General features: G+C 68.6%; 24 protein-coding genes. 10 read left to right on the top strand and 14 right to left on the bottom strand.

Translation table 11 applies throughout. The annotated features are described in order from the left end of the window. Nucleotides 1–160 precede the first annotated feature (160 nt). Nucleotides 161–511 (top strand): hypothetical protein, encoded by a 351-nt coding sequence (locus A5727_RS04250; protein ID WP_068244977.1) that lies wholly within the window; start codon nt 161–163, stop codon nt 509–511. Here A5727_RS04250 and A5727_RS04245 read toward each other — a convergent pair. The 7 genes from A5727_RS04245 to A5727_RS04215 form a co-directional block, all read right to left on the bottom strand. Further along, nucleotides 462–1277, bottom strand: a complete 816-nt coding sequence (locus A5727_RS04245) for a biotin--[acetyl-CoA-carboxylase] ligase (RefSeq protein WP_068244973.1) — start codon at nt 1275–1277, stop codon at nt 462–464. The genes A5727_RS04250 and A5727_RS04245 overlap by 50 nt on opposite strands. 32 nt (nt 1278–1309) lie before the next feature. Beyond that, complete coding sequence (locus tag A5727_RS04240; protein ID WP_068244967.1) at nt 1310–2791, bottom strand: sugar transferase; 1482 nt, start codon at nt 2789–2791, stop codon at nt 1310–1312. Nucleotides 2792–3148: 357 nt separating this feature from the next. Then, nucleotides 3149–4261 (bottom strand): glycosyltransferase, encoded by a 1113-nt coding sequence (locus tag A5727_RS04235; protein ID WP_068244964.1) that lies wholly within the window; start codon nt 4259–4261, stop codon nt 3149–3151. After that, entirely contained in the window at nt 4258–5367 is a 1110-nt protein-coding gene (locus A5727_RS04230; protein ID WP_082949589.1) for a glycoside hydrolase 5 family protein, read from the bottom strand. The genes A5727_RS04235 and A5727_RS04230 overlap by 4 nt, the downstream gene beginning before the upstream one ends. Continuing rightward, the gene (locus tag A5727_RS04225; protein WP_082949588.1) at nt 5364–6713 is read right to left on the bottom strand and encodes an O-antigen ligase family protein; all 1350 of its coding nucleotides are present in this window, start codon (nt 6711–6713) and stop codon (nt 5364–5366) included. Before A5727_RS04225 ends, A5727_RS04230 begins: the two co-directional genes overlap by 4 nt. A gap of 2 nt (nt 6714–6715) precedes the next feature. Continuing rightward, nucleotides 6716–7801 (bottom strand): glycosyltransferase family 4 protein, encoded by a 1086-nt coding sequence (locus A5727_RS04220; protein ID WP_068244961.1) that lies wholly within the window; start codon nt 7799–7801, stop codon nt 6716–6718. Continuing rightward, the gene (locus A5727_RS04215) at nt 7798–9033 is read right to left on the bottom strand and encodes a GumC domain-containing protein (protein ID WP_068244958.1); all 1236 of its coding nucleotides are present in this window, start codon (nt 9031–9033) and stop codon (nt 7798–7800) included. Before A5727_RS04215 ends, A5727_RS04220 begins: the two co-directional genes overlap by 4 nt. Before the next feature lie 313 nt (nt 9034–9346). Here A5727_RS04215 and A5727_RS04210 point away from each other — a divergent pair, with 313 nt between their 5' ends. From A5727_RS04210 to A5727_RS04200, 3 genes are read left to right on the top strand one after another with little or no spacing between them, the layout of a single operon-like run. Then, on the top strand, nt 9347–10402 hold the full coding sequence (locus A5727_RS04210; RefSeq protein ID WP_068244955.1) for a glycosyltransferase family 4 protein: 1056 nt from the start codon (nt 9347–9349) through the stop codon (nt 10400–10402). Continuing rightward, on the top strand, nt 10399–11883 hold the full coding sequence (locus A5727_RS04205; RefSeq protein ID WP_068244950.1) for a flippase: 1485 nt from the start codon (nt 10399–10401) through the stop codon (nt 11881–11883). The genes A5727_RS04210 and A5727_RS04205 overlap by 4 nt, the downstream gene beginning before the upstream one ends. After that, on the top strand, nt 11880–12992 hold the full coding sequence (locus A5727_RS04200; RefSeq protein WP_068244947.1) for a glycosyltransferase family 4 protein: 1113 nt from the start codon (nt 11880–11882) through the stop codon (nt 12990–12992). Before A5727_RS04205 ends, A5727_RS04200 begins: the two co-directional genes overlap by 4 nt. On the opposite strand, the gene A5727_RS04195 is transcribed toward A5727_RS04200, so the two are convergent. From A5727_RS04195 to A5727_RS04180, 4 genes are all read right to left on the bottom strand, one after another. Continuing rightward, nucleotides 12976–13803: a glycosyltransferase family 2 protein gene (locus A5727_RS04195; RefSeq protein ID WP_082949587.1), complete on the bottom strand. Its 828-nt coding sequence runs from the start codon at nt 13801–13803 to the stop codon at nt 12976–12978. The genes A5727_RS04200 and A5727_RS04195 overlap by 17 nt on opposite strands. A gap of 217 nt (nt 13804–14020) precedes the next feature. After that, nucleotides 14021–15190: an acyl-CoA dehydrogenase gene (locus A5727_RS04190; protein WP_068244945.1), complete on the bottom strand. Its 1170-nt coding sequence runs from the start codon at nt 15188–15190 to the stop codon at nt 14021–14023. A gap of 100 nt (nt 15191–15290) precedes the next feature. Beyond that, nucleotides 15291–15800, bottom strand: coding sequence for a 5-(carboxyamino)imidazole ribonucleotide mutase (gene purE / locus A5727_RS04185; protein ID WP_068244943.1), 510 nt, complete (start codon nt 15798–15800; stop codon nt 15291–15293). Further along, nucleotides 15797–17032 carry a 5-(carboxyamino)imidazole ribonucleotide synthase gene (locus A5727_RS04180; protein WP_082949586.1) on the bottom strand — a complete coding sequence of 412 codons (1236 nt, stop codon included), beginning with the start codon at nt 17030–17032 and terminating at the stop codon, nt 15797–15799. The genes purE and A5727_RS04180 overlap by 4 nt, the downstream gene beginning before the upstream one ends. Nucleotides 17033–17099: 67 nt before the next feature. Here A5727_RS04180 and A5727_RS04175 point away from each other — a divergent pair, with 67 nt between their 5' ends. Continuing rightward, complete coding sequence (locus tag A5727_RS04175; RefSeq protein WP_068244936.1) at nt 17100–17771, top strand: GtrA family protein; 672 nt, start codon at nt 17100–17102, stop codon at nt 17769–17771. Here A5727_RS04175 and A5727_RS04170 read toward each other — a convergent pair. After that, nucleotides 17726–18244, bottom strand: coding sequence for a PH domain-containing protein (locus tag A5727_RS04170; RefSeq protein WP_068244933.1), 519 nt, complete (start codon nt 18242–18244; stop codon nt 17726–17728). The genes A5727_RS04175 and A5727_RS04170 overlap by 46 nt on opposite strands. 26 nt (nt 18245–18270) lie before the next feature. After that, nucleotides 18271–18612, bottom strand: coding sequence for a PASTA domain-containing protein (locus A5727_RS04165; RefSeq protein WP_068244930.1), 342 nt, complete (start codon nt 18610–18612; stop codon nt 18271–18273). Nucleotides 18613–18768: 156 nt separating this feature from the next. Between A5727_RS04165 and A5727_RS04160 the strand changes: the two genes are divergently transcribed. The 3 genes from A5727_RS04160 to A5727_RS04150 are packed head-to-tail and all read left to right on the top strand — an operon-like array spanning nt 18769 to nt 21348. Next, a complete protein-coding gene (locus A5727_RS04160; RefSeq protein ID WP_068244927.1) occupies nt 18769–20394 on the top strand; it encodes an acyl-CoA carboxylase subunit beta in 1626 nt (541 codons plus the stop codon). Between the two features lie 46 nt (nt 20395–20440). Beyond that, entirely contained in the window at nt 20441–20719 is a 279-nt protein-coding gene (locus A5727_RS04155) for an acyl-CoA carboxylase epsilon subunit (RefSeq protein WP_068244925.1), read from the top strand. Next, a complete protein-coding gene (locus A5727_RS04150) occupies nt 20716–21348 on the top strand; it encodes a Maf family protein (RefSeq protein ID WP_068244919.1) in 633 nt (210 codons plus the stop codon). Before A5727_RS04155 ends, A5727_RS04150 begins: the two co-directional genes overlap by 4 nt. 4 nt (nt 21349–21352) lie before the next feature. On the opposite strand, the gene A5727_RS04145 is transcribed toward A5727_RS04150, so the two are convergent. Then, the gene (locus tag A5727_RS04145) at nt 21353–22309 is read right to left on the bottom strand and encodes an endonuclease/exonuclease/phosphatase family protein (protein WP_068244917.1); all 957 of its coding nucleotides are present in this window, start codon (nt 22307–22309) and stop codon (nt 21353–21355) included. Nucleotides 22310–22392: 83 nt separating this feature from the next. Between A5727_RS04145 and A5727_RS04140 the strand changes: the two genes are divergently transcribed. Together A5727_RS04140 and A5727_RS04135 are read left to right on the top strand one after the other, a co-directional pair. Next, nucleotides 22393–23295: a sulfurtransferase gene (locus tag A5727_RS04140; protein ID WP_068244914.1), complete on the top strand. Its 903-nt coding sequence runs from the start codon at nt 22393–22395 to the stop codon at nt 23293–23295. Beyond that, nucleotides 23292–23708: a SufE family protein gene (locus tag A5727_RS04135; RefSeq protein ID WP_068244911.1), complete on the top strand. Its 417-nt coding sequence runs from the start codon at nt 23292–23294 to the stop codon at nt 23706–23708. Before A5727_RS04140 ends, A5727_RS04135 begins: the two co-directional genes overlap by 4 nt. The last annotated feature ends 141 nt before the right edge of the window (nt 23709–23849 follow it).

Here is a 23849-nt window from a genome sequence, read left to right as displayed (position 1 = left end):
CAACACGCTCGCCTCGGCCCGGTGAAGACTAAGAATACGGCCAGATTCGCCCAGTGAGCGCACGTGCCCGCGGATTGCTGGGTGCAGAGTAGAATCCCTCAGCACACCGGCCCCAGGGTTTGCCAGGACCGGTTTCCGCAGCCGACACCGAGGGGCTCTCATGGGGCACACGATGACCGGGGTGGGCATAGCCCTCGTCCTGGCCCTCGGCGGCTGGCATCTCAGGAACCGCCGCCACCCCAACTGGCGAACCAATTCGCTGGCCCGCTTCTACGTCACCCTGGGCTATCCGCTGGTCGCGGTCGCGGTGTACCTGCTGGTGGTCGCGACCGGCACGGACAGCTGGGACTGGGCACTGGGCAGCCTCTGGGCGTTGATCGCCGCGGTGTGTTTCGTGCTGGGCTTCCAGCACCTCAACGCCCCGCCGCCCGCTGACACCGCGACGTCGACGCCAAGCGGGATCAGTGCCGAGCGGGCCGCAGGTGTGTCACGTCCCCGGCAGCCACGGTGATCCGCTCTCCCGCCGTGTCGATCAGCAGCCGGCCGAACTCGTCGACGTCGACGGCGCGCCCGACCACCTGCTGATCGCCGGGCAGCAGCGCCTTGACCTCGGTTCCCAGCGTCGCACTGCGGCGCCGGTAGTCGGCGAGCAGCTCCTCGTCGGCCCCCTCGGCGTCCCGCCATGACCGGACCCGGCCGGCGAGTTGAGCGAGGAATTCGATCAGCAGTGCCGTGCGGTCGACGGCCGAGGCTCCCAGCATGGACAGCGAGGCCGCGACCGGATCGGGCACCTCGTCGGCGGACAGCGTCACGTTGATTCCAGTGCCGATCACCACGATGGGCGCCGGTGAAGCCACCTCGGCCAGGATTCCGGCGAGTTTCCCGGTCTCGGCGAGAACGTCGTTGGGCCACTTGAGTTTCACCTCGATGCCGGTGACGGCGGCCACCGCGTCGACGACGGCCACCCCGGTCGCGAGCGGCAGCAGACCCCACGCCGAGGACGGCACGCCCGCGGGGTCCACCCCCACCGACACCGCGACCTGCGATCGCGGCGGGGTTGACCACTGCCGGCCGTTGCGGCCGCGGCCCGCGGTCTGATGTTCGGCCGCCAACACCGCCCCGGCGATGTCCTGCCCCGCTCTGGCCCGGGCCAGCAGATCCGCGTTCGTCGATCCGGTCTCGGTCACGACGTCGAATCGGCGCCACAGCTTGTCCGGCCCGACGATCCGGGCCCGAACCGTGTCGGCGTCCAGGGCGGGGCGATCACTGAGGTCCACGCTCCGCAGAGTACTGCGGGGACCGGCAGGCCTTAACAAGCACCGTCGCGGGTCAGCACGGCCCGCACGGTCTGCCACACGATCCGCAGGTCCTGCACCCAGGACCAGTTGTCGACGTAGGAGTGGTCAAGCCGGATGCGCTCCTCATCCGAGACGTCGGAGCGCCCCGACACCTGCCACAACCCGGTGATGCCCGGCTTCACCAGGGCCCGGCGTTGGACGAAGTGCTCCACCGTCTCCCCCTCCCCGGGGACCAGCGGACGCGGGCCGACGATGCTCATCGATCCGGCCAGGACGTTGAACAGCTGCGGCAGTTCATCGACGCTGGTCGTGCGGATGACCCGGCCCACGCGGGTGATCCTCGAGTCCGAGGCCGATTTGAAGAACACCGCGTCAGACCCACCGGAGCCCGTGGCGCCCCGCTCGGAGGCCTTTCTGGCCTCGGCGTCGACAACCATGCTGCGGAACTTGATGATCCGAAACCGCCTGCCGTGCTGGCCCACTCGCAGTTGGCGGAAGAACACCGGGCCGCCGTCCTCGAGTTTGATCGCGAGTGCGGTGGCCGCCAGCAGCGGAAGCACGACCGACAGGGCCGCGGCGCCGAACACCAGATCGAAGACGCGCTTGCCGTACATCGACGGACCGTCGCGGCGGGGTCGTTCGATGTGGAACAACGGCAGGTTGTCGATCGGGCGCACCTTCAGCCGTGGACCGGCGATGTCGGTCATGCCCGGGACGACGATGATGTCGACCCCCAGGGAGTCCAACCGCCACGCCAGCTGGCGCATCTTCTCGTGCCCGAGATGCTCCACGGCGGTGACGGCCAGCGTGTCGGCGCCGGTGAGGCGCAACGCGACCTCCACCGAATCCTCGTCCCCCAGCACCGGCAGCGCTCCGGACTCGGTCACCAGATCTCTGCCGGGGCCACCGTCGTAACCCGGGATGCAGACGCCGACGGCCGTGTACCCGCAGTCCTTGGACCGGACCAGGCTGGTGCACAGAACACGAACCTGTTCGGGCTTGCCGAGCACGAGGACTCGCGTGATGAACTGCCCACCGGCGCGGCGGCGAGCGAGGTCGTGGCGCAACAGCTTTCGACCGATGAGCAGACCGATCAGTCCGACCGGAAGCGCGATCAACAGGTATCCGCGCGAAAGCTGGGTCTGCAGAATCAGACTGGCGACGGCTGTGACGCCGAAGACCCACCCGGTGGCCGAGACCACGCGCCGGTACTCCTCGCCACCCACACCGATCAGCGAGACGTCGCGCGACTGCAGCACCCCCAGGGTGATGAGCCATGTGCCGGCCAGGGCCACCGACAGAACCGTCGCGCGCTGCCAGCTCACGTGGCCGGAGTGTTCGGTGCCCAGGACATGGAATCGGCCCACCTGCGCCAGTGCGACCGCGGCGATCACCACGACCGCGTCGACGGCCACGACACGTCGGCGATGAGTGACCTGCCACGTGCGCGCCTCGCCCGAGCCCGAGGTCGCGGTCGTGAGCTGCTGTCGCACTCTCTGGGTGGGAAATGTCCCCACAGGATCGGCCCCCCAGATCGGGACGTCAGGAGGAAGAGCAGCCATGAGAGGAGGCGCTTTCATTCGCTGTGACAGATTCAGCTAATACTTACACGCACCTGAGAGGCGGTCCACGGCAGCAAACACGTAGTGATCGATGTCACAAATTGTCGTGTATGCATATTCGCTGTAATACATGCGTAAGCAATTAAATGCAGGCCAGACAGTTGTTCTCCAGCTAACTATTCATAACTGTTGATCCACTCTGTTCGACACTGATCCCACATGCCCACGGCGCAGCGATCCCGGAACGGGGATTCAAGCACTTTTCAATGAATGTGCGGAATGCGGTTTTCAGACCACCCGTGACGTGACGTCGTTGAGCACAGCCGCCATGCGCTCGCGGAACCGCTGCCGCGAGAAACCCTCGGCCCAGGCGCGCACCTGTCCCGGGTCGTAGGCTCTCGGGTCGAACTGCGCCATCGTCACCGCAAACCGCTCGACCACGCCGTCGTCGTCACCGTCGGCCACCAGCACACCGGTCCGTCCCGGGATGACGGTGTCCACCGCGCCCCCCGCGCCCAGTGCGATGACGGGTGTCCCGGTGGCCATGGCCTCGACGGGCACGATCCCGAAATCCTCCACGCCGGGCATGAGCAGCGCCCGCGCGCGGCGGTACAGGTCGAGCAGTTGCGCGTGCGGCACCCGCCCGAGGAAGACGGTGTCGGGTCCCGCGAGCGCACGGCAGGCGTTCATGGCGCGCCCGTCGCCGACGACCACCAATCGCACTCCTGCCGAACGCGCGGCCCGGATCGCCAGATCGGGACGCTTGTAGGGCACGAGGCGTCCTGCGAGAAGGAAGAAGTCCTCGCGCGCGATCGACGGGTCCGGGGTGAAGCCCGCGGTGTCGACGGGAGGCGGAACCACCACTGACTCGCGTCCCCACCACCGCTGAATCCGGTCGGCGACGGCGGTCGAATTGGCGACGATACTCGTCAGCCGCCCGGCTGCGGCCAGTTCACCGCGCCGCGCGATCCGGGCCAGTCCTGCGAGCATCATCGCGCCCGCGGCACCGCCGGCCTCCTGCGCGCGCAGCGTCGGATCCCAGGCCCACCGGGCAGGGCTGTGCACGTAGGCGATGACCGGCGCCGCGGTGGCCAGCGCGGCCTGAACCGCGAACGCGTGATGGCTCACGACCACCACGTCGGCCCGGCGCAGGTCCATGGTGCGGAAGGCCCGCGGCAGCAGGGGCGCGAGCGGGGCGTAGCTCCCGAGCATGCGGTAGGCGGCGTTGAGCCGGGTGGCCTCCGGAGTGCACGGAAGACCCTGCGGCACAGCAGACCCCCGTGCTATCGGGACGTGCACGCTGGCGTGCGGCCAGGTCAGCCAGAGCTGCTCGACGACGTGTTCTGATCCCGCGATCTCGGTGAATCGCTCGTGCACGATCGCGATGCGCGGTTCGGTCACGGCACCTGGCACCTCCGCGTCATCTCGGACACCAGGTGGTAGGCCGGCTTCTCCGAGAAGTCCAGCCGCAGAAGCCCGAAATGGTCCTCGACGTCGTCGGGGTCGGCGCCGCGGTCGCGCGTCTGGTGGATGAAGATCGGGCCGAAGTACGTCGCCGACCGGATCCGCTCGATCGCCTGTCTGATCGCTCGTGCCTGGTCAGCCTCCGAGACCGCGGCATCGCTCTGCCCGCCCGTCGGCGCACCGAACTCGGTGAGCCAGATCCTCTTGGCCCCGTCGCCGTGGTCCTCCATGATGCCCCGCATCAGCGAAATCCGCTGGAAGGCATTCCAATCGGCGGTGCCCGGCGAATCCGGAAGTGCCGGATAGGTGTACGGATGCATGCCGACGGCATCCCAGGCGCTGCGGTCGCCGACGCGATACAGCTGCTCGAGGAATGTCGTCGGCGCGATGCTCTGTCCGTCGTCCCCGGCCGGCGCGAGTCCGGCCGTGATGAGCGTGACGCCAGGCACCCGGCCCCGGATGTGCTCAGCGGCCGCCGAAAGCATCGCCGCGTACGCCGCGACGTCCGGTTTCGGACGCGCGAAGGTGGGGATGTTGGGCTCGTTCCAGATCTCCCATGCGGTGATCCGGCCCGCGTAGTGCGCAGCGGCGTCGCCCGCGAATCGCCCGAAGGTGGCGGGGTCGGCGGGCAGCGCCCACTGATCGCCACGCGCGGTGGGGTCCACAGCCCAACTCGGCGAGGACAGCACCACGCCGAGCACCTGCATGCCGCGCTCCAGCGCCGCGTCGACGACCCGGTCGGTCTGACTCCAGTCCTGCTGGCCTTCAACACGTTCCACCGTCGACCATTCGGCGCCCACCCGGATTCTGCGAACGCCGGCCGCCCGCATGAGGTCCAGTTCCCGGGCCAACTCGGCATCGGACAGTCTCATGAGTTCTGCGCCTCCGGCCACGCCGATGTCCTCTCCCGGAGCGGCGCAGTTCACCGGATCGGCCTGCGAAACCGGAACCACGGTGTCGGTGAGCAACAGCGTCGAGGCGATCAGGATCGCCAGGTGGCACACCGTCACCGAAGTCCGAAGCCGGCGCCGCTGCGGACTCACCGGGCCACCTCGCGGGGCGCGGATTCGCCGACGGCGGCGGAGCCCTCAGCACTGGAGCTCAGCGGAATACAGCCCACCGCGCCGAGCAGCAGCCACGTGAAGTAGTCCATCGGGAAGATCTCGAGATAGGTCGAGACCAGCGAGGCCACCGCGGCGGCGGCGCGCAGCGCACCCACCCCGACGGCCAGACCGGCGTCGGCCGGCCGCGCTGCGGAGCGGGCGACGTGAAGGGTCGAGACGGCCGCGGCGACCAGGAACATGACGAAGAACCACAGGCCGAGAGGACCCAGTTCGATGAGCATTTTCATGTAGTAGTTGTCGGGCTGATAGGGCAGCCCGATCGAGTACGCGACCGCGCCGTCGATTCGGGTGGCGAAGCTCTCCGGCAGTTGCAGGGCGTCGGTGACGATCTTCTGCGCGGCCGATCCGGCCGAACCCAGGCCCGCGCCGAGCGGACGATCCAGAATGAGCGACCAGGTGACCCCCCACCCCTGTGCCCTCGTACTGAAGCTGTCCGGGGAGAACACCGTCGCCAGCGCCCCGCGCGGTGCGAACACCAGCACCGCGGGCACGGCCACCACCGCGGCGGCGGCCGCCGCGGCCAGCAGTTTCCGGTGTCTGAGCACGCCAATCCACAGAAGCCCGACCGCCAGGCCGACGAAACTGGCCCGTACCACCGACGCCGCGAGGCCCGCGACAAGGACGGGCAGCAGCCACAGGAAGACCTGATTGCGTCGTCTTCGCGGATCGTCGAGTGCGACGGCGACCCCGATGAGGATCGTCAGCATCAGGAAGAGCCCGTAGCCGAACGGTTGGACGAATGTGCCGAAGCTCCGCAGCGAGTCCCCTGCGAACCGAACCTGCTGGCCGTACTCATAACCGAGGCCCAACAGGAACTCCGCGCCGAGAACCTGTTGGGCGACACCCCAGAGCGCGTTGAGCGTCCCGCCCACCATGATCACCGTGACCAGGCGGTCGCGGTCCGCCGCCGACAGCGGTGCGAACCACAGGGCCACGACGACCAGCAGGTAGCAGAAGGTGATCTTGATGGGGATCCAACCCAGGCTGCCGTGGGTGAGAACCGCTGAGACACAGCCGATCACGACGAGCACAGCGATCGCAGGCCACCACGGCACGTTGAGCCGCGCCGGTGCCCGCAACCCGCTCCTGGTCACTGCCGCGGCGACGGTCACCAGCAGCAGGGCCTCCTTCCACCATGCCGGGGCAGCGTCGGGCAGGATGATCAGCAGGCCGTTCAACGGCGTGAGCGCCGCCAGGATGAGCAGGCCTCTCTGCGGGCGATGCAGGATGAACAGGCTCGCGACGGCCAGCGCCGCCGACCCCACACTCAACACCGCAGTGCAAGCTGTTCGAGGTAGACGTCGACGTAGTCGGCAGTCATCCGCTGCACCGAGAGGCGATCGGCGCCGAATGCCGCGCGCGCTGCCAGATCACGCCGCACGTCGTCGGAATCCACCACTCGCCGAACACATTCGGCCAGAGCGGCGCTGTCCCCGACCGGGAACAGGAGTCCGGCCTCGCCACCGTCGAGCGCCTCCGGGATGCCGTCGACGTCGGACGCGATGATCGGCACTCCGCACTCTCGGGCCTCGGAGAGCACCAGCGGGAAGGGATCCCGTCGGGACGCCAGCACCATCACGGTGGCCGCGTTGAGGTACTTGGCCGGTTCGGCCTCCAAGCCCACGAAGTGGATTCGCCCCGCGCAGGGCAGCGTCCGGGCGTGCGCGACCAGGTCCGCCCAGTCCGGGTTCCCGACGAACCACAGGGACAGATCGTCGTACTCGTCGGCCAGGGTCGCGAAGGCCGCGACCACCACGTCGGCACCCTTGCGTTCGGAGACCGCGCCCAGCACGACGACGGACCGGGGTCCAAGGTCGATCGGCGCCACGTCGGCGGCCGACCGGCGTCGTGGTGTCCCGATGGTGCCGTTGTGGACCGTGCGGTTGCGGCTCACGGGAATTCCACGTCGGGCCATGGCGGTGCTCACCGCCCGACTGACCCCCACCGTGGCGTCGGCCAGACCCATCAGCGCTGCCCCACGCTGGTATTCGTTGTGCACCGTGGTGACCAGCCGCGCGGTCACCGAACGGCGGGCGACGATGTCGCGCCACCGCACCGCGTACGACAGCACCGCCGGCGTCAAGGTGTGCGAGTGCACGATGTCGGGGCCGAACTCGGTCAGCAGGGCCGCGACCGCGCGCCAGGCCCGCAGCAGCGCCACCGGAGTGCGCTCGAATCTCACCGTGTGGTGCCGCGCGCCGAACCCCTCGACCAGGGACACGAACGCCCCACCTCCGGACACGACCATCACCTCGTGACCGGCGCTGGCCTGCGCGCACGCGAGATCCACTGCGACGTTGACGATTCCGTTTCCGGTGTCGCAGAGTTCGTTGAGCAGGTGCACGATCCTCACGTGTCGGCGCCGATCTGCACCCCGGCCTCAGCCTCGCGCACCGAGGTCGCCTCCGAGGTGACCATCACCAGCCGGCGGGGAATGCCGAGTTCGGCCAGCGTGCGGGCGGCGTGGTCGACACCGACCCGCTCGCCCTCGCCGCTGCGGGCCACGATGATCACCAGGCCGATGGCATCGGTGAGTTTGGCGGGCCATCCGGAGTCGATGTGCTCGACGTCGACGAAGGCGACCTCGTCGCCGTCGTCCAGCCACGTCCGTACGGGTTCCTCGGCCTCCGGCGTCACGACGAGCATGGTCTTCTGGCCTCGCCCCGAGCGGCGTGCGAGGAGACCGGCTGTGACGGGCGGGAACCCCACCGCGGCGGCGTCGCGCACCTCGAGGGCGATCCGTCGTGTCCGTGCGATCCGGTCGGCGCTGGCCTCGGTGAGCCGACGGCCGAACCGGCCGCGCAGGAAGACCAGCGCCTCAGCGGTCACGATGAACACCACCACCACCGTGAACAGGACCACCGATGTCGACAGCGGAGCCGACGGCGCCACCGCGTCCACGTCGGGTGCCGAAAGCACCGACAGTCCGTTGACGCCGGCCTCCCGGATCCTGTTGATCTGCGCGCCCAGTTCGTCGGCACGCGCGGCCAGCGCCGCTCGTTGCGGATCGCCGTCCGCGGTCGGATCGCGGTAGCCCCAGGTGCGGAGGAACTCGTCGTCTATGGCGGCGATCTGCTGCGCCACGCTGGCCAGTTCCTCGCTGGGTGCCGCGATCGCGCGCTGCAGCTCGTCACGCCGTTGTGCGCGAGACTGCCCGTCGAGTGCACGCACGGTGGTCAGCGCGAGCCTCAGCGCCTCGGCGCGATCCGGCGAGGACCCGGAGACCTCAAGCAGCAGAGGGGACTTCGACACCGTGACCAGCACGCTGTCACGCACTCGATCAGGGTCCCAGTCGATGCCCATCTCATGCGCCGTGGCCTGACGAACCTCCTGCGACTCGGCGAGGGCCAGATACGGTGCGGTCATCTGATAGAGGTAGGCGTCGCCGCTGACGACGGGGATCTGCGCATCGATCTGCGCGATGACGGTCGCGGTGTAGGTCGGCTTCACGCTCAGCAGGTAGCCGACGGCCGCGAGTCCGACCACCGCCGCGACCACTCCGGCGGGCACAGCGGCCCGGACCAACCGGCGCAGATGCCCGATCACATCCGGCGCGCGTCCGTCGTCCAACGGGTTGATGACCACTGCCCCACCCCTCTCGTCATGCCCTCAGTCGTCGACTCCGCGCCCACGACTCCCCACCCAGCGACTTCAGGCGGCATCATTTTGTGCAGAGATGTGCAACTATGGCAAATTATTAGGCCATCTTGGCTGTCCGCCTCCGATGCCACTGTGCACCAGTAGGCGCGTGTAATGAACGGACGAGTCAGCTCCAGGCAAATTCTTCGGATCCCACGCACGCACGCCGCGACGAGCGGCCAGCGAAGCGTTATGATCGGCTCCGCGTCGCCGGGGAGGCCAGGACGCAGGCCCGTCACCACCAGAATCGGGGTGTTCCATGACTTCCGCCGACGCAATCGTGTTCGGCGCCCTGGCAATGCAACCCGGTGGCGGCGGCGTCAGTACGTATGCCAGGGAAATGCTGCGCCACCTCGCTCCGCGACTGCCCGCGTCAACCACCGCCCGCGCGGTCGTCCAGCATCGCTCGGCCGCTGACGTCCCCCGAGGCATCGCCGCGGACACCGTCGCCGACAGCCACGGCATCGGGCGCGCGGTCCGCGCGAAACTGCCCGTCGCGCGCGGTGCCCTGTTCCACAGTCTCGACGCCGACCTGCCTGCCTGGGGGCCGGCGGCGACCGTCTCCACGGTGCATGACCTGTCGGTGTTCGACACCCCGTGGGCGTTCTCCCGGATCCGGGCACGGGGTGAACGAGCGCTGGTGTCCGACGCGGTGCGCCGGGCCGACGTCGTGATCGCCGTATCGGACTTCACCGCGCAACGCATCGCCGACCGGTTCGGCCGGGACAGCATCGTGACCCCCCTGGCACCCGCGTCGTGGGCCTGCCCGCCGAAGGACTCCGCCGTCGAGTCGGTCCGGGCGCGGTACCACCTTCCCGATCGGTTCGTGCTGCAGGTCGCGACCGTCGAACCCAGAAAGCGCCCACACCTGGTCGCGGAGGCGGCTCGCCAACTCGGCGTCCCCTGCGTTCTGGCCGGGCAGGGGTCGGACGGCCCGCACGCCCCGCGCGACGCCATCGGGCTGGGATTCGTGCCCACCGAAGACCTTCCGGCGCTCTACGCGGCGGCGACGGTGGTGGCCTACGCCTCCGTGTATGAGGGGTTCGGGCTGCCCCCGCTGGAGGCCATGGCCTGCGGGGCGGTGGTGGTCGCCAGTGCCGTCGGCGCGCTGCCCGAGGTCGTCGGCGACGGCGCCGTACTGGTCGGCAGCCCGCGGCTGCGCGAGTGGGTCGCAGCGTTGCGTCCGCTGCTCCTCGACGCCGACGCCCGTGTCGCGGTGCAGGACAACGCCGTGCGCGCGGCGACCACGCTCAGTTGGTCGGCCACCGCGGCCGAGACACTGCGTGCCTACGACAAGGCCGGGGTGACGTTGTGACAGAGCAGGTCGACGCCTCTGTGCAGTCGGCACGTGCGGTGCGCAACACCATTTCAATGGTGCTGAGCCGCATCGCGATCGCCGTCATGGGGTGGGCCGGCACAGTGATCATCGCCCGGATGCTCTCGCCCGACGAGTGGGGGAAGTTCTCCTTCATCTTCGGCGTGCTGGGACTGATGTCGATAGTCACCGACCTTGGCGTCGGCCGGGTGGTGCTGGCCAAACTGATCGACGGCGAGGATGAGGACGAACGCGGTCGAGTGGCCACGTCGTTCATCGTCCTGCGCCTGCTGCTTGGTCTCGCCGGTTATCTGATCGCAGTGCTGTTCGTGCTGCTGTCCGGATACTCCGCGCACGTCGTGTGGGCGACCGCGGTCGCCGGAATCGTGGTGGTCATCTCCACGCCCAGTCACGCGCTCACGGTGATGTACCAGAGCAGGTTGCGGCTGACCTACGTCGCCGCCGCCGAAATGCTGGGCCAGTTGGTGCAACTGGTGTTCACGATCGTGGCCGCACTCGTGGCACCCATTCTGCTCGTGTTCGTGATTCCTGCGATCGCCAACGAGGTCGTCGGCATCGTGGCGAAGCTGCGTGGTCTGCGCAGCGGCCGGCTCGGGCCGAGTCCGACTGGGCGGCTTGAGGTCTGGCGGTGGAAGGAGATGCTGCTGGAGGCGGTGCCGCTGAGCATCGGCTTCGCCTTCATCGAGATGACCTCGAAGATCGATCTGGTCATGCTGGCCCATCTGGACAGCTTCGAGTCCGTCGGGCTGTACTCGATCGGGTACAAGTTCGCCGACTTCGTCCTGGTGTTCGCACTTGCGGTCGTCACCCCGTTCACGACGGTGATGGTGGCGTCGTGGCCCAGGGATCCCGCCGGGTTCCGGCACGCCGTGCACCGGGCCACCGCCATCATCGCGGTGTTGTGCGCGGCGGGCACGGCGGCATTCTGGCCGAGTGCGCAGAACCTGCTGAGCCTGCTCTACGGCGAACGATTCGCGGCCGCCTCGTTCTCGACCAAGCTGATGGTCATCGGCGCGTGCCTGGCGGCGCTGGCCCAGCTGGGCCTGATGGCCCTGGTCTCGGCGGGCCGGCATCGGATCTACCCGTGGGCGTCCCTGCTGGCACTGGCGGTCAATGTCGCACTGAATCTCGTTCTGATTCCGCGGTTCTCCTACCACGGTGCCGCATGGGCCACCCTGGCCAGCTCAGCGGTCCTGGTCATCGCGATCGGCGCGGTGCTTCGCGGCAGCGTCGACGTGCCCGGAGTGCTGCCGCTGCGCCCGATTCTGGGCACGTCCGCGATCACGGCGGCCGTCATCACCGTCAGCACCGTGACACCGACGTTCAACACGGCACCGTGGCTAGCCGTCGCGCTCGGCAACGCGGCCGCCACCGTGCTGGCGGCCCACGCCTTCGGCTTCACCGGCGGCCTGTCCCTCCGGCGACTGCTGGCGCGCAACGGATCACGGGCCGACGCATGACGGCCACCGTGGCGTTTATCTCGCACACCGACAGCGCATCGGGGGCCGAGGCCGTGCTGTTGGACCTGGCCCGCCGCGCCCAGGCTGACGGGCACGCGGTGGTCGTGGCCTGTCCGACCGGGGAGCTCAGCGCGCGACTGCCCACGGGCGTCGGCCATCTCCCCCTGCCGAAACTGGGTCTGTCGGCGGACACCGGGTGGCGCCGGGGTGTCGCGATGCTCGTCCTGCTGGCCCGATGGGTGCGGGCGGCCGTCGCGCTGCGCGGACTGTGCGCCTCACCGTCGACTGCTGTCGTGGTCAACTCCCTGTTCGCGCTCCCCGCCGTTCGGCTGACCCTGCGGCCCCGCAGCAGCACGTGGCTGGTCCATGACACCGTCACCGAGCGCAAGCAGCGGTTGATCGTGCGGTTCAGCGCCCGCGCTCTGCGGTCCGCCGTCGCGGTGTCGCATGCCACCGCGGAACCGTTGTGTGGCTTCGGTTTTCCGGTCAACGTGGCATACAACGGGGTGGCCGTCGGGCCGCGCGGCAACCTCACTCACTCCGATCCACCGGTGATCGGGGTGCTGGCCAAACTGACACCCTGGAAGGGGCATCGCGTGCTTCTGGCGGCACTGTCGGAGCTGCCAGGGGTGGAGGTGGAGTTCGCGGGCGACCACTTCCCCGGCGAGCAGGACTACGTCGACGAGCTGCATCGCCTCGCCGATGCTCCCGAGGTCGCCGGGAGGGTCCGCTTTCTCGGCCGCAGCGACGCGGTGGCCTGCCTGGCACGCTGGACGGCGCTGGTGTCACCCAGCACCGGACCGGAGGCCGGGCCACTGGGCGTCTTGGAAGCCATGGCCGCGGGCACGCCGGTGATCGCCACCGATCATGGCGGCTCAGCCGAATACCTCTCCGGCGGTGCCGGAGTGCTGGTGCCTCCCGGAGATCCCGGCGCACTGGCGGTCGCGATCCGCGCCGTGCTCGGCGACGCGGCACTGCGGGAGGCGTTGGCGGCCGAGGCGTACGCGCGGGTGCGGGACCGACACGATCACACCGTCACCGCCCCCGAGATGCTGAGGCTGCTGATCCCGGACCGTTCACCGGTCGCCACCATCACTGGAACGCCTTGACCCGCAGCCTGCGCAGCATCGCCGACGCCACGCGCAGATCCCCCGCGAGGACGTCCCGCAGCCGGATCTGCTCACGCAGTTCCCGGCCGATACCGTGGTTGAACCTGACGATGTCCCGGAACTTGCTGTACGAACTGCTCGAACTGGACGCGTTGTACGCGGAGGCTCGGTTGATGGCCAGGGAGTCGGACTGCCCGTACCAGGACCCATTGACGCACAGTCGAACCCACAGGTCGATGTCGAAGGTGTAGTGGAAGTCGGGTCGGAACCCCGCCGATCGGCGAAAGTCCTCGGTCCTGAACATCAACGCCGCACTCGGACCGATCTCATCGGGAAGCCTGCGCACCAGCTCGCGCATGGCCTCACGCCCGGTGTGGAACCCCAACAGCCTGCTCGCGCCCCGCGATTTGGACAACACCACTCCGTCGTCGTCCACCACGTCGAAGAACGAGCACGTGGCCGCGACCCCGGGTTCGAGCATGATCGGCACCTGACGCGAGAGGCACTGTGGCGCAATCAGATCGTCGGCGCACACCAGTTTGAAGAAGCGCCCACGCGCGGAGTCCACGGAGCAGTTCCAGTTCTGGGCCATCGGCAGCGTGGTGCTGTTGGTGCGTACCCGCAGTCGGGGATCCCGACAGCCCGCCAGGATCTCGGCGGTGCGGTCGGTGCTGTTGTTGTCCACCACCACGACCTCGAAATCGTCGAAGTCCTGCGCGAGGATCGAGTCCAGTGTGGCCTCGAGCGTGCGTTCGGCGTTGTAGGCCGGAACGCACACCGACACCAGCGGAGACCGCCCTCCGCCACTCACAGGTTCCCCCTGCCCATGTCGGTCCTCCCGAACCGCCGGCACCGTTGCCGAGCCGATGTCAGCTGACTGCCCCCTTCGGCGGGACGATACCGTGCACGGCGCCGAATGTCTCGGTATGCGTGCTCATTCGCGCGAAGCGCTGCGGCGCTTCGGGTCGATCAGACAGTGCCGGGCACTGGTTGCTGCCGCGCCGGCACCGGTGGCGTGCGCCGCAGAATCAGCGCAGCAGGGCGCGGCTCATGACGACGCGCTGGATCTGGTTGGTGCCCTCGTAGATCTGAGTGATCTTGGCGTCGCGCATCATCCGCTCGACCGGGAAGTCGACGGTGTAACCCGCTCCGCCGAACAGCTGCACCGCGTCGGTCGTGACCTCCATCGCGATGTCGGAGGCCAGGCACTTGCTCGCGGCGGAGATGAACCCGAGATTGTGCTCACCGCGCTCGGCGCGCGCCGCTGCGTGGTACACCATCAGGCGGGCCGACTCGACCTTCATCGCCATGTCGGCGAGCATGAACTGCACCGCCTGGAACTCGCTGATGCTCGTGCCGAACTGCTTGCGGTCCTTGGTGTATGCGATCGCCGCGTCCAGCGCGCCCTGCGCGATACCGACGGCCTGCGCGCCGATGGTCGGGCGGGTGTGGTCCAGAGTGGCCAGCGCGGTCTTGAACCCCGTGCCCGGGTCGCCGATGATCCGGTCACCCGGGATGCGGCAGTTCTCGAAGTACAACTCGGTGGTCGGCGACCCCTTGATACCCAGCTTGCGTTCCTTGGGACCGACGCTGAAGCCCTCGTCGTCCTTGTGCACCATGAACGCGGAGATTCCGTTGGCGCCCTTGTCCGGATCGGTGACCGCCATGACGGTGTACCAGCTGGACTTGCCGCCGTTGGTGATCCAGCACTTGGCGCCGTTGAGGATCCAGCTGTCGCCGTCGGCCTTGGCGCGGGTGCGCATGCCGGCCGCGTCGCTGCCGGCCTCGCGCTCGGACAGCGCGTAGGAGGCCAACGCCTCGCCGGAGGCCAGCTGCGGCAGCACCTGCTTCTTCAGTTCGTCGGAGCCGCGCAGGATCAGGCCCATGGTGCCGAGCTTGTTGACGGCGGGGATCAGGGACGCCGAGGCGTCGACCCGTGCGACCTCTTCGATGACGATGCACGCCGCGACCGAGTCCGCACCCTGACCGCCGTACTCCTCGGGGACGTGGACGGCGTTGAATCCCGAGGCGTTCAGCGCCTGGAGCGCTTCTTCGGGGAAGCGGGCGTTCTCGTCCACATCGGCTGCGTGCGGAGCGATCTCCTTCTCGGCGAGTGCGCGGATCGCGGCGCGCAGCTCCTGGTGCTCCTCGGGAAGTTGGAACAGGTCGAACGACGGATTTCCGCCCCATGCAGCCATGATGAACTCCTTAATACCAGCGGGTAACTTTACTCGCCCGCCTTCTGGAAGACCATTCCCGCTGCTCAGCGCAGATTCTCGGAGTCACCCTGATCCGGAGTCAGTCACCGCCGAGGAGACGCGCCCGCAACGCCGCGTCCTTCTCCAGCACCATCGCCTCGAGATCGGCCTGGAACGTCGTCATCTTGGCGCGCAACGCCGTGTCGCTCGCGCCGAGTATCCGCACCGCGAGCAGACCCGCGTTGCGCGCACCGCCGATGGACACCGTGGCGACCGGAACCCCGGCCGGCATCTGCACGATCGACAGCAGTGAGTCCAGTCCGTCGAGGCGTGCCAGCGGCACGGGGACTCCGATGACCGGGAGCGGCGTCGCCGACGCGACCATGCCCGGCAGATGCGCGGCCCCGCCGGCGCCCGCGATGATCACCTCGACACCGCGGTCGGCCGCGGTGCTGGCGTAGTCCAACATCCGGCCCGGCGTGCGGTGCGCCGAGACCACCCCGACCTCGAACGGCACCTCGAACTCCGCCAGCGCCTCAGCCGCGTCCGCCATGACGGTCCAGTCGCTGTCGCTGCCCATGATCAGCCCGACTCGGGGGCTGGTGCTCATTGCAACTCCGTTCCATGTTCGTTCCAGTTGTCGGTCCACTGCGCGTGCGAGAGCCAGTGCGATGCGCGGTTCGCGCGTTCGCGCACGGCGGCGATGTCCTCGCCGGGCCTGCCGACAAGGTTGACATGGCCCAGCTTGCGGCCCGGACGCTCCCCCTTGCCGTACATGTGGACCTTCGCGTCGGGCATGCGCGCGAACAGATGATGGATGCGTTCGTCGACGCTCATCGTCGGAGTCTTCGGCGCGCCCAGAACGTTCGACATCACGGTCACCGCCGCACGCGCCGAGGTCTCCCCCAGCGGGTAATCCAGCACCGCACGCAGGTGCTGCTCGAACTGGCTGGTCACGGCGCCGTCCATGGTCCAGTGGCCCGAGTTGTGCGGGCGCATCGCGAGTTCGTTGATCAGGATGTCGCCGTCGGCCGTCTCGAACAGTTCGACGGCCATGACACCGACGACACCGAGTTGCTCGGCCAGGCGCAGGCCGAGCTGCTGGGCCGCGGCGGCCACCTCGTCGGGCAGTTCCGGCGCCGGCGCGATGACCTCGACGCAGATCCCGTCGCGCTGCACGGTCTGCACGATCGGCCACGCCGAACCCTGACCGAACGCCGACCGGGCCACCAGGGCGGACAGTTCGCGGCGCATGGCCACCCGCTCCTCGATCAGAATCGGCACACCGTCGGCGAGATACCGCTGCGCCACCTCGCGCGCCTGCTCGGCAGTGTCGAGAAGCACCACACCACGGCCGTCGTAGCCGCCGCGGATGGTCTTGATGACCGCGGCACCGCCGACCTCGCTGCTGAACGCTGCCGCCTCGTCGGCGCTGGTGACCTCCGCGAAGCGCGGCACCGGAGCCCCCAGATCAGAGAGCCGCCGCCGCATGACGAGTTTGTCCTGCGCGTGCACCAGCGCCTCGGGCGGAGGGGACACTGTCGCGCCCTCGGCGACCAGCTTGTCCAGGTACTCGGTGGGGACGTGTTCGTGGTCGAAGGTGACCACGGTCGCGCCCGTGGCCACCCTGCGCAGGGCCTCGTAGTCGGTGTGCGAACCGAGCACCACATCGGGACTGACCTGGGCGGCGGGATCGGAGGGGTCCACGGCCAGGACTCGCAGGGTCTGGCCGAGGGCGATCGCGGCCTGGTGGGTCATCCGAGCCAACTGGCCGCCGCCGATCATGGCGACGACCGGAGTGGACGAAGAACGGGTTTCAGAAGCTCGTGGCACGTCAACCATGGTGGCATGACCTGCGTCGTAACCACGATTCCGCACCAGCCTGGGTGCTTCCGTACACTGGCTTATCGTGTCCTTTGCTGATGCCACGATCGCGCGCCTGCCGCGGCCGATTCGGCCGTTCGCCGAGCGCCATCACGAGCTGATCAAGTTCGCGATCGTCGGCGCAACGACTTTCGTGATCGACTCGGCGATCTTCTACACGCTCAAACTGACCGTGTTGGAGCCCAAACCGGTCACCGCCAAGATCATCGCCGGCATCGTGGCCGTGATCGCCTCCTACATCCTCAACCGCGAGTGGAGCTTCCGTAACCGAGGTGGCCGGGAGCGTCATCACGAGGCGCTGTTGTTCTTCGGCGTCAGCGGCGTGGGCGTGCTGCTGTCGATGGCCCCGCTGTGGATCTCGAGCTATGTGCTGATGCTGCGTGTACCGATGGTGTCGCTGGCCACCGAGAACATCGCCGACTTCATCTCGGCTTACATCATCGGAAACCTTCTGCAGATGGCCTTCCGATTCTGGGCGTTCCGTCGTTTCGTCTTCCCCGACGAATTCGCCCGCGACCCGGAGAAGGCGCTCGAGTCGACCCTGACCGTCGGTGGCATCGCCGAAGCTCTCGAGGACGAGTACGAGACCCGGCACCGGGATTCCGACGGGGTGGTGACGCCGCTGCGCCGAAGCCGACGCTGGCGCGCTCGTCAGCTGGGCGACTCCTCGGAACCGAGGGTGTCGAAGACTTCGTGATAGAGCAGGGCGTGCACCTGCTCCACCCGGGGGATGTCGTAGAACTCCAACGGGTCCTGGCTCGCTGACTCGATGATCAGCGTCCCGGTGCGGAGCATGCGGTCGAGCAGTCCGTGCCGGAACTCCACACTGTTGACGCGAGCCAACGGGATGTCGATCCCGCTGCGTGTCAGCAGGCCGTGCCGAAACATCACGCGCCGGTCGGTGATCACGAAGTGGGTGGTCCACCACGTCAGAAACGGCCACACCGACAGCCAGCCCACGATCACGAGCCAGATCGCCAGGATCACCAGCGAGACCACCAACGTGGCGGTGGGATCCCACTGCAGTGAGTTGACGTAGGCCGCCCCGAACGACGCCAGCGCGGTCATCACCAGCAGCACCAGAACGGGACCGATCAGGCGCTTCCAGTGCGGATGGCGGTGCAACACCACCTGCTCATCAGCGGCAAGGACGTTGTCCGGGTATCCCACGTGGGGAGTTTAGCCAGAGGACGGCGTCACCAGCAGTCGATGTGGGAACGGGTGACGCCGACACCCACCCAGGTGTCCGGCGTCACCGTCTCACCGGCCTCCGGTGCCTGCCAACAGACCTTCCAGAACTCGTAGACCTCCTGGTCCTGATGCACGCCGTTGATGTTCTCGGTGTTCAATTCGAACTCCGCTCCGGCAGCCGCCTCCTTCAACGCGTCGTCGGCGTCCTGAAGGTTCATCTCCTTGATGTCCGGCATCGTCCAACCGCTGTCTTCGGCCGCGGCGTCCTCCGGCTGCGCGTGCGCAACGGCCGACACCATGAGCGCGGCCGCCGCCGCACCCGCAATGGCACCGAGAATCCTCATCATTCGCGCCCCCCATAATCACTCGATCCGGCGCCAGCGCCCCCCAGCGCGGACAGGTGCACAGATCGTATCGGCTGGCCCGCCCCGGAACCACATTTCTAAGGGAGTGGTAAGGGCCAACCGCGACGGGCGATGACGGTCCCGATAACATCAACGGCTATGACGAGCGTTACCGAGCCTGAAAACGACACGGTCGATATCCACACCACGGCGGGCAAGCTCGCCGAACTGCGCAAACGCGCGGAGCAGGCGCAGCACCCCGTGGGTGAAGCCGCGGTCGAGAAGGTGCACGCCAAGGGCAAGCTGACCGCGCGCGAGCGCGTGCTCGCGCTGCTCGACGAGGGCTCGTTCGTCGAACTCGACGCGCTGGCCAGGCACCGCAGCACCAACTTCGGGCTCGAGAAGAACCGCCCCGTCGGCGACGGCGTGGTGACCGGCTACGGCACGATCGACGGGCGCGACGTCTGCGTCTTCAGCCAGGACGCCACGGTGTTCGGCGGCAGCCTCGGCGAGGTCTACGGCGAGAAGATCGTCAAGGTCCAGGAGCTCGCCATCAAGACCGGCCGCCCGCTGATCGGCATCAACGACGGCGCCGGCGCCCGCATCCAGGAGGGTGTGGTCTCGCTCGGCCTGTACAGCCGGATCTTCCACAACAACATCAAGGCCTCGGGCGTCATCCCGCAGATCTCGTTGATCATGGGTGCCGCGGCCGGTGGCCACGTCTACTCCCCCGCCCTCACCGACTTCGTCATCATGGTCGACCAGACCAGCCAGATGTTCATCACCGGCCCGGACGTCATCAAGACCGTGACCGGCGAGGACGTCACCATGGAGGACCTCGGCGGCGCGCACACGCACATGGCCAAGTCGGGCACGGTGCACTACGTCGCCTCCGGCGAGCAGGATGCGCTGGACTACGTCCGCGACCTGCTGAGCTACCTGCCGCCCAACAACTACGCCGAGCCGCCGCGCTACCCGGCTCCTCCGCATCCCGGTGCGGTCGAGGACAATCTCACCGACGAGGACCTCGAGTTGGACACGCTGATCCCGGACTCGCCGAACCAGCCGTATGACATGCACGAGGTCATCGCCCGGATGCTCGACGACGACGAGTTCCTCGAGGTCCAGGCGGGCTACGCGCAGAACATCATCGTCGGCTTCGGCCGGGTGGACGGCCGTCCGGTCGGCATCGTGGCCAACCAGCCCACGCAGTTCGCCGGCTGCCTGGACATCAACGCCTCGGAGAAGGCCGCCCGGTTCATCCGCACCTGCGACGCCTTCAACATCCCGATCCTGCTGCTGGTCGACGTTCCGGGCTTCCTGCCGGGCACCGATCAGGAGTACAACGGCATCATCCGGCGCGGCGCCAAGCTGCTCTACGCCTACGGTGAGGCCACCGTCCCGAAGATCACCGTCATCACGCGCAAGTCCTACGGCGGCGCGTACTGCGTGATGGGCTCGAAGGACATGGGTGCCGACGTCGTGGTGGCCTGGCCCACCGCGCAGATCGCGGTCATGGGCGCATCGGGTGCGGTGGGCTTCGTCTACCGCCAGGAGCTGAAGAAGGCCGCGGCCGACGGACAGGACGTCGACGCGCTGCGCCTTCAGCTTCAGCAGGACTACGAGGACACGCTGGTCAACCCGTATGTCGCGGCCGAGCGCGGCTATGTCGACGCGGTCATCCCGCCGTCGCACACCCGCGGCTACATCTCCACGGCGCTGCGCCTGCTGGAGCGCAAGATCGTCCAGACCCCGCCGAAGAAGCACGGCAACATTCCGCTGTGATGCGGAACGTTGCACCCTGACCGCTTGCGAGGCAAGGACTTTCACCATGGACCATGACGCCGACATCACCGAGGTCAGCGACGCCCGCGACCTGACGATCGACGATCCGGCACCGCCGGTTCCGGAGCTCAGGATCCTCAAGGGCAACCCCACCGACGAGGAGGTGGCCGCCCTGGCCACCGTCCTGGCCGCGGCCTCCGGTGGTCAGCACGAGCCGGGCCCCCAGGAACTCAACCTCTGGGGCCACCCGGTGGACAAGCTGCGGTACTCGATCACCAGCTGGCAGCGGGTCACGCTGCTGGAACGGACGCACATGCGCCGATGACCCGGGTCGTCCTGGGTTCGGCCTCAAGCGGGCGACTGTCGGTGTTGCGCAACGCCGGCGTCGACCCGTTGGTCATCGTCTCCGGTGTCGACGAGGACGCCGTCATCGCGGCCCTTCCCGACGCCACACCGCCCGCCGTGGTGGCTGCGCTCGCCGACGCCAAAGCCGACGAGGTGGTCACGCGACTGCCTGCCGATGTCGCAGCGGACTGCGTGGTGATCGGCTGCGATTCGATGCTGCTGCTCGACGGGCGCCTGTGCGGCAAGCCGGGCACGGCACAGGCCGCGCGCAGCCAGTGGGGCGCGATGGCCGGACGTTCGGGTGAGCTCCTCACCGGTCACTGCCTGATCCGCACCGTCGACGGCCATGTTCATTCGAGGTGCACCGAAACAGGCAGCACGACAGTGCATTTCGGAACTCCGAGCGAGGCCGACCTGGACGCCTACATCGACCACGGGGAGCCACTCGGCGTTGCCGGCGGGTTCACCCTGGACGGCCTCGGCGGCTGGTTCGTCGATCGGATCGACGGTGACCCGGCCAACGTCATCGGCCTGAGCCTGCCGCTGCTGCGGCGCCTGTTGCATCGGGCCGGGCTGTCGCCGTCGGCGCTGTGGCGGGTCGGCGACTGACCGCTTAAGCCCGCGGAACCCGCACCGTCACGGCCAGGGCTCGATGGTCCGAGCCGGGCACGTCCACCACCTCGACGGAACTCGCCCGGCATCCGCGCGTCAGGACGTGGTCGATCCCGGAGAAGGGCGGCATCGGCAGGTGGGCCGGAAAGGTCCACGCCACCCCCGAACCCGCCTGTCTCGCGGCGTCTTCGTAGCCGTCGGCCAGCAGCTGCCGAAAGTTGCGCATGTCCACGGTGGCGTTGAAGTCCCCGGCGACGATCACGCAGCGTCCGTCCGCGACGTCGGCCAGTCTCGAAAGTTCGGCCCGGATCTTCTCGAGATCGTCTCTCCACTCCCGGACCGACCTGGTCACGGGGTTGGCGGTGTGCACGACGAACAGGAGGACCGGCAGCCGCACACCGGGCACCGTCACCTGCGAGGTCAGCGCGGGCATCGTGAAGTTCGTCAGCAGCCTCGACTCGGCCATCCGCCCGCGGGCCCACAGGCCGACGCCGACCGACAGCGGGCCGGGATGCGTCGCGGCTTCCGGGAACTGTGCATCCATGCCCGCCGCCACCAGGGCATCACGCATCGGGCGCGTGAGCTCCTCCACCGCGACGACGTCCGCGCGGTCCCGCGCCACGGCCGCGAAGGCCCCGGCGTCGGCGCCGCCGCGACGGAGGTTGGCGGTCAGCACCCTGACCGGCACCCCGTCGTCCCCGTCCCGACCGTCAGGGATGTACAGCGGGGCGTAAGACGCCACCAGGACGGCCACCAGCACCCCGGCCGCCGCAGCCCACCACCACCGGCGCGCCGCCAGGAACAGAACGGTCGCCGGTACCGCAGCGGCCACCAGGATCGGCCAGAGGGCACACAGCACGGCCGCTGCGGCGCTGCCCACCGGGACGAATCGGAAGGGCACCGCCACGGTCGCGATGAGCAGCAGGACGGCCCCCGTCACCGTCAGGAGTGCACGCATACGCCTCGCCGTCTCGAGAAACCGGCCCCACCGTACTCGCGGCCCGCGGCACACGCAGACCGTCCACCGGTAGGCTCATTCCCGTGCCTCTGCCTGCAGATCCCAGCCCTGACCTCAAGGGCTATGCCCACCCCGAACGCCTGGTGACCGCCGACTGGCTCTCAGCCCACCTCGGCACCAAGGGCCTGGCCATCGTCGAGTCCGACGAAGACGTCCTGCTCTACGACGTCGGCCACATACCCGGCGCGGTCAAGATCGACTGGCACACCGACCTCAACGACCCGGCGGTGCGCGACTACATCAACGGCGAGCAGTTCGCGGCGCTGATGGACCGCAAGGGCATCAGCCGGGACGACACGGTGGTGATCTACGGCGACAAGAGCAACTGGTGGGCGGCCTACGCGCTGTGGGTCTTCACGCTGTTCGGGCACCCGGATGTGCGCCTGCTCAACGGCGGGCGCGACCTGTGGATCTCCGATGGCCGCGACACCACGCTGGACGTGCCGACCAGGACCTCGACGGGGTACCCCGTCGTCGAGCGCAACGACGCTCCGATTCGCGCGTTCAAGGATGATGTGCTGGCCTCGCTCGGTCGCGAGATCCTGATCGACGTGCGGTCGCCCCAGGAGTACACCGGCGAGCGCACGCACATGCCCGATTACCCCGAGGAGGGCGCGCTGAGGGGCGGCCACATCCCGTCCGCCGTCTCGGTGCCGTGGGCCAGGGCCGCCGACGACCACGGCCGGTTCCGTTCCCGCGCCGAACTCGACGAGATCTACCGCTTCGCCACCGAGGGCGAGCCCGGTCATCGCGTCACCGCCTACTGCCGCATCGGGGAACGGTCCAGCCACACCTGGTTCGTGCTGACTCACCTGCTGGGCCTGGACAACGTGCGCAACTACGACGGCTCGTGGACGGAATGGGGCAACACCGTGCGGGTGCCCATCGTGACCGGTGACCAACCGGGACAAGCACCGACGTCATGAGCATGCCTGCCGCCCTGGCCGAGGTCGTCTCCGACTTCGCCGAGGTCGACGGCCAGGACAAGCTGCAACTGCTGCTCGAGTTCGCGCAGGAGCTCCCCGCGCTGCCCGCCGACCTCGAAGAGGCCGCCATGGAGCCGGTCCCGGAATGCCAGTCGCCGCTGTTCCTGCATGTCGACGCCAGCGATCCCGCACGCGTCAGGCTGTATTTCAGCGCGCCCCCCGAGGCGCCGACGACACGTGGCTTCGCCTCGATCCTCGCCACCGGACTCGACGGGCACTCCAAGGACGAGATCCTGGCCGTGCCCGACGACTTCTACACCGATCTCGGCCTGGCGAAGCTGATCAGCCCGCTGCGGCTGCGGGGAATGTCGGCCATGCTGACCCGCATCAAACGCCGGCTGCGCGAGGCCTGATCCGCCCATCCGGACGTGGCGCGACACTGGCGCGTCGGTGTGTTCTGCGCCACAACCGAGTCGGTGGCGGGTCCGCGGCGAGAAGCGCGACACCGGTGCTCAGGACCATGGCGGCACCGAAATCGCGCCGAACCGACCGGC

The organism is Mycobacterium sp. ACS4331, from assembly GCF_001667265.1.
GTDB lineage: Bacteria > Actinomycetota > Actinomycetes > Mycobacteriales > Mycobacteriaceae > Mycobacterium.
This window is presented reverse-complemented; position numbering and strand designations above follow the sequence as displayed.

Excerpts from the sequence above, each read along its gene's own strand:
- A5727_RS04135 (WP_068244911.1), top strand. The coding sequence starts at position 23,292 with ATGAGCATGCCTGCCGCCCTGGCCGAGGTCGTCTCCGACTTCGCCGAG.
- A5727_RS04210 (WP_068244955.1), top strand. The coding sequence starts at position 9,347 with ATGACTTCCGCCGACGCAATCGTGTTCGGCGCCCTGGCAATGCAACCC.
- A5727_RS04150 (WP_068244919.1), top strand. The coding sequence starts at position 20,716 with ATGACCCGGGTCGTCCTGGGTTCGGCCTCAAGCGGGCGACTGTCGGTG.
- purE (WP_068244943.1), bottom strand. The coding sequence starts at position 15,800 with ATGAGCACCAGCCCCCGAGTCGGGCTGATCATGGGCAGCGACAGCGAC.
- A5727_RS04250 (WP_068244977.1), top strand. The coding sequence starts at position 161 with ATGGGGCACACGATGACCGGGGTGGGCATAGCCCTCGTCCTGGCCCTC.
- A5727_RS04145 (WP_068244917.1), bottom strand. The coding sequence starts at position 22,309 with ATGCGTGCACTCCTGACGGTGACGGGGGCCGTCCTGCTGCTCATCGCG.
- A5727_RS04155 (WP_068244925.1), top strand. The coding sequence starts at position 20,441 with ATGGACCATGACGCCGACATCACCGAGGTCAGCGACGCCCGCGACCTG.
- A5727_RS04160 (WP_068244927.1), top strand. The coding sequence starts at position 18,769 with ATGACGAGCGTTACCGAGCCTGAAAACGACACGGTCGATATCCACACC.
- A5727_RS04165 (WP_068244930.1), bottom strand. The coding sequence starts at position 18,612 with ATGATGAGGATTCTCGGTGCCATTGCGGGTGCGGCGGCGGCCGCGCTC.
- A5727_RS04200 (WP_068244947.1), top strand. The coding sequence starts at position 11,880 with ATGACGGCCACCGTGGCGTTTATCTCGCACACCGACAGCGCATCGGGG.
- A5727_RS04190 (WP_068244945.1), bottom strand. The coding sequence starts at position 15,190 with ATGGCTGCATGGGGCGGAAATCCGTCGTTCGACCTGTTCCAACTTCCC.
- A5727_RS04180 (WP_082949586.1), bottom strand. The coding sequence starts at position 17,032 with ATGGTTGACGTGCCACGAGCTTCTGAAACCCGTTCTTCGTCCACTCCG.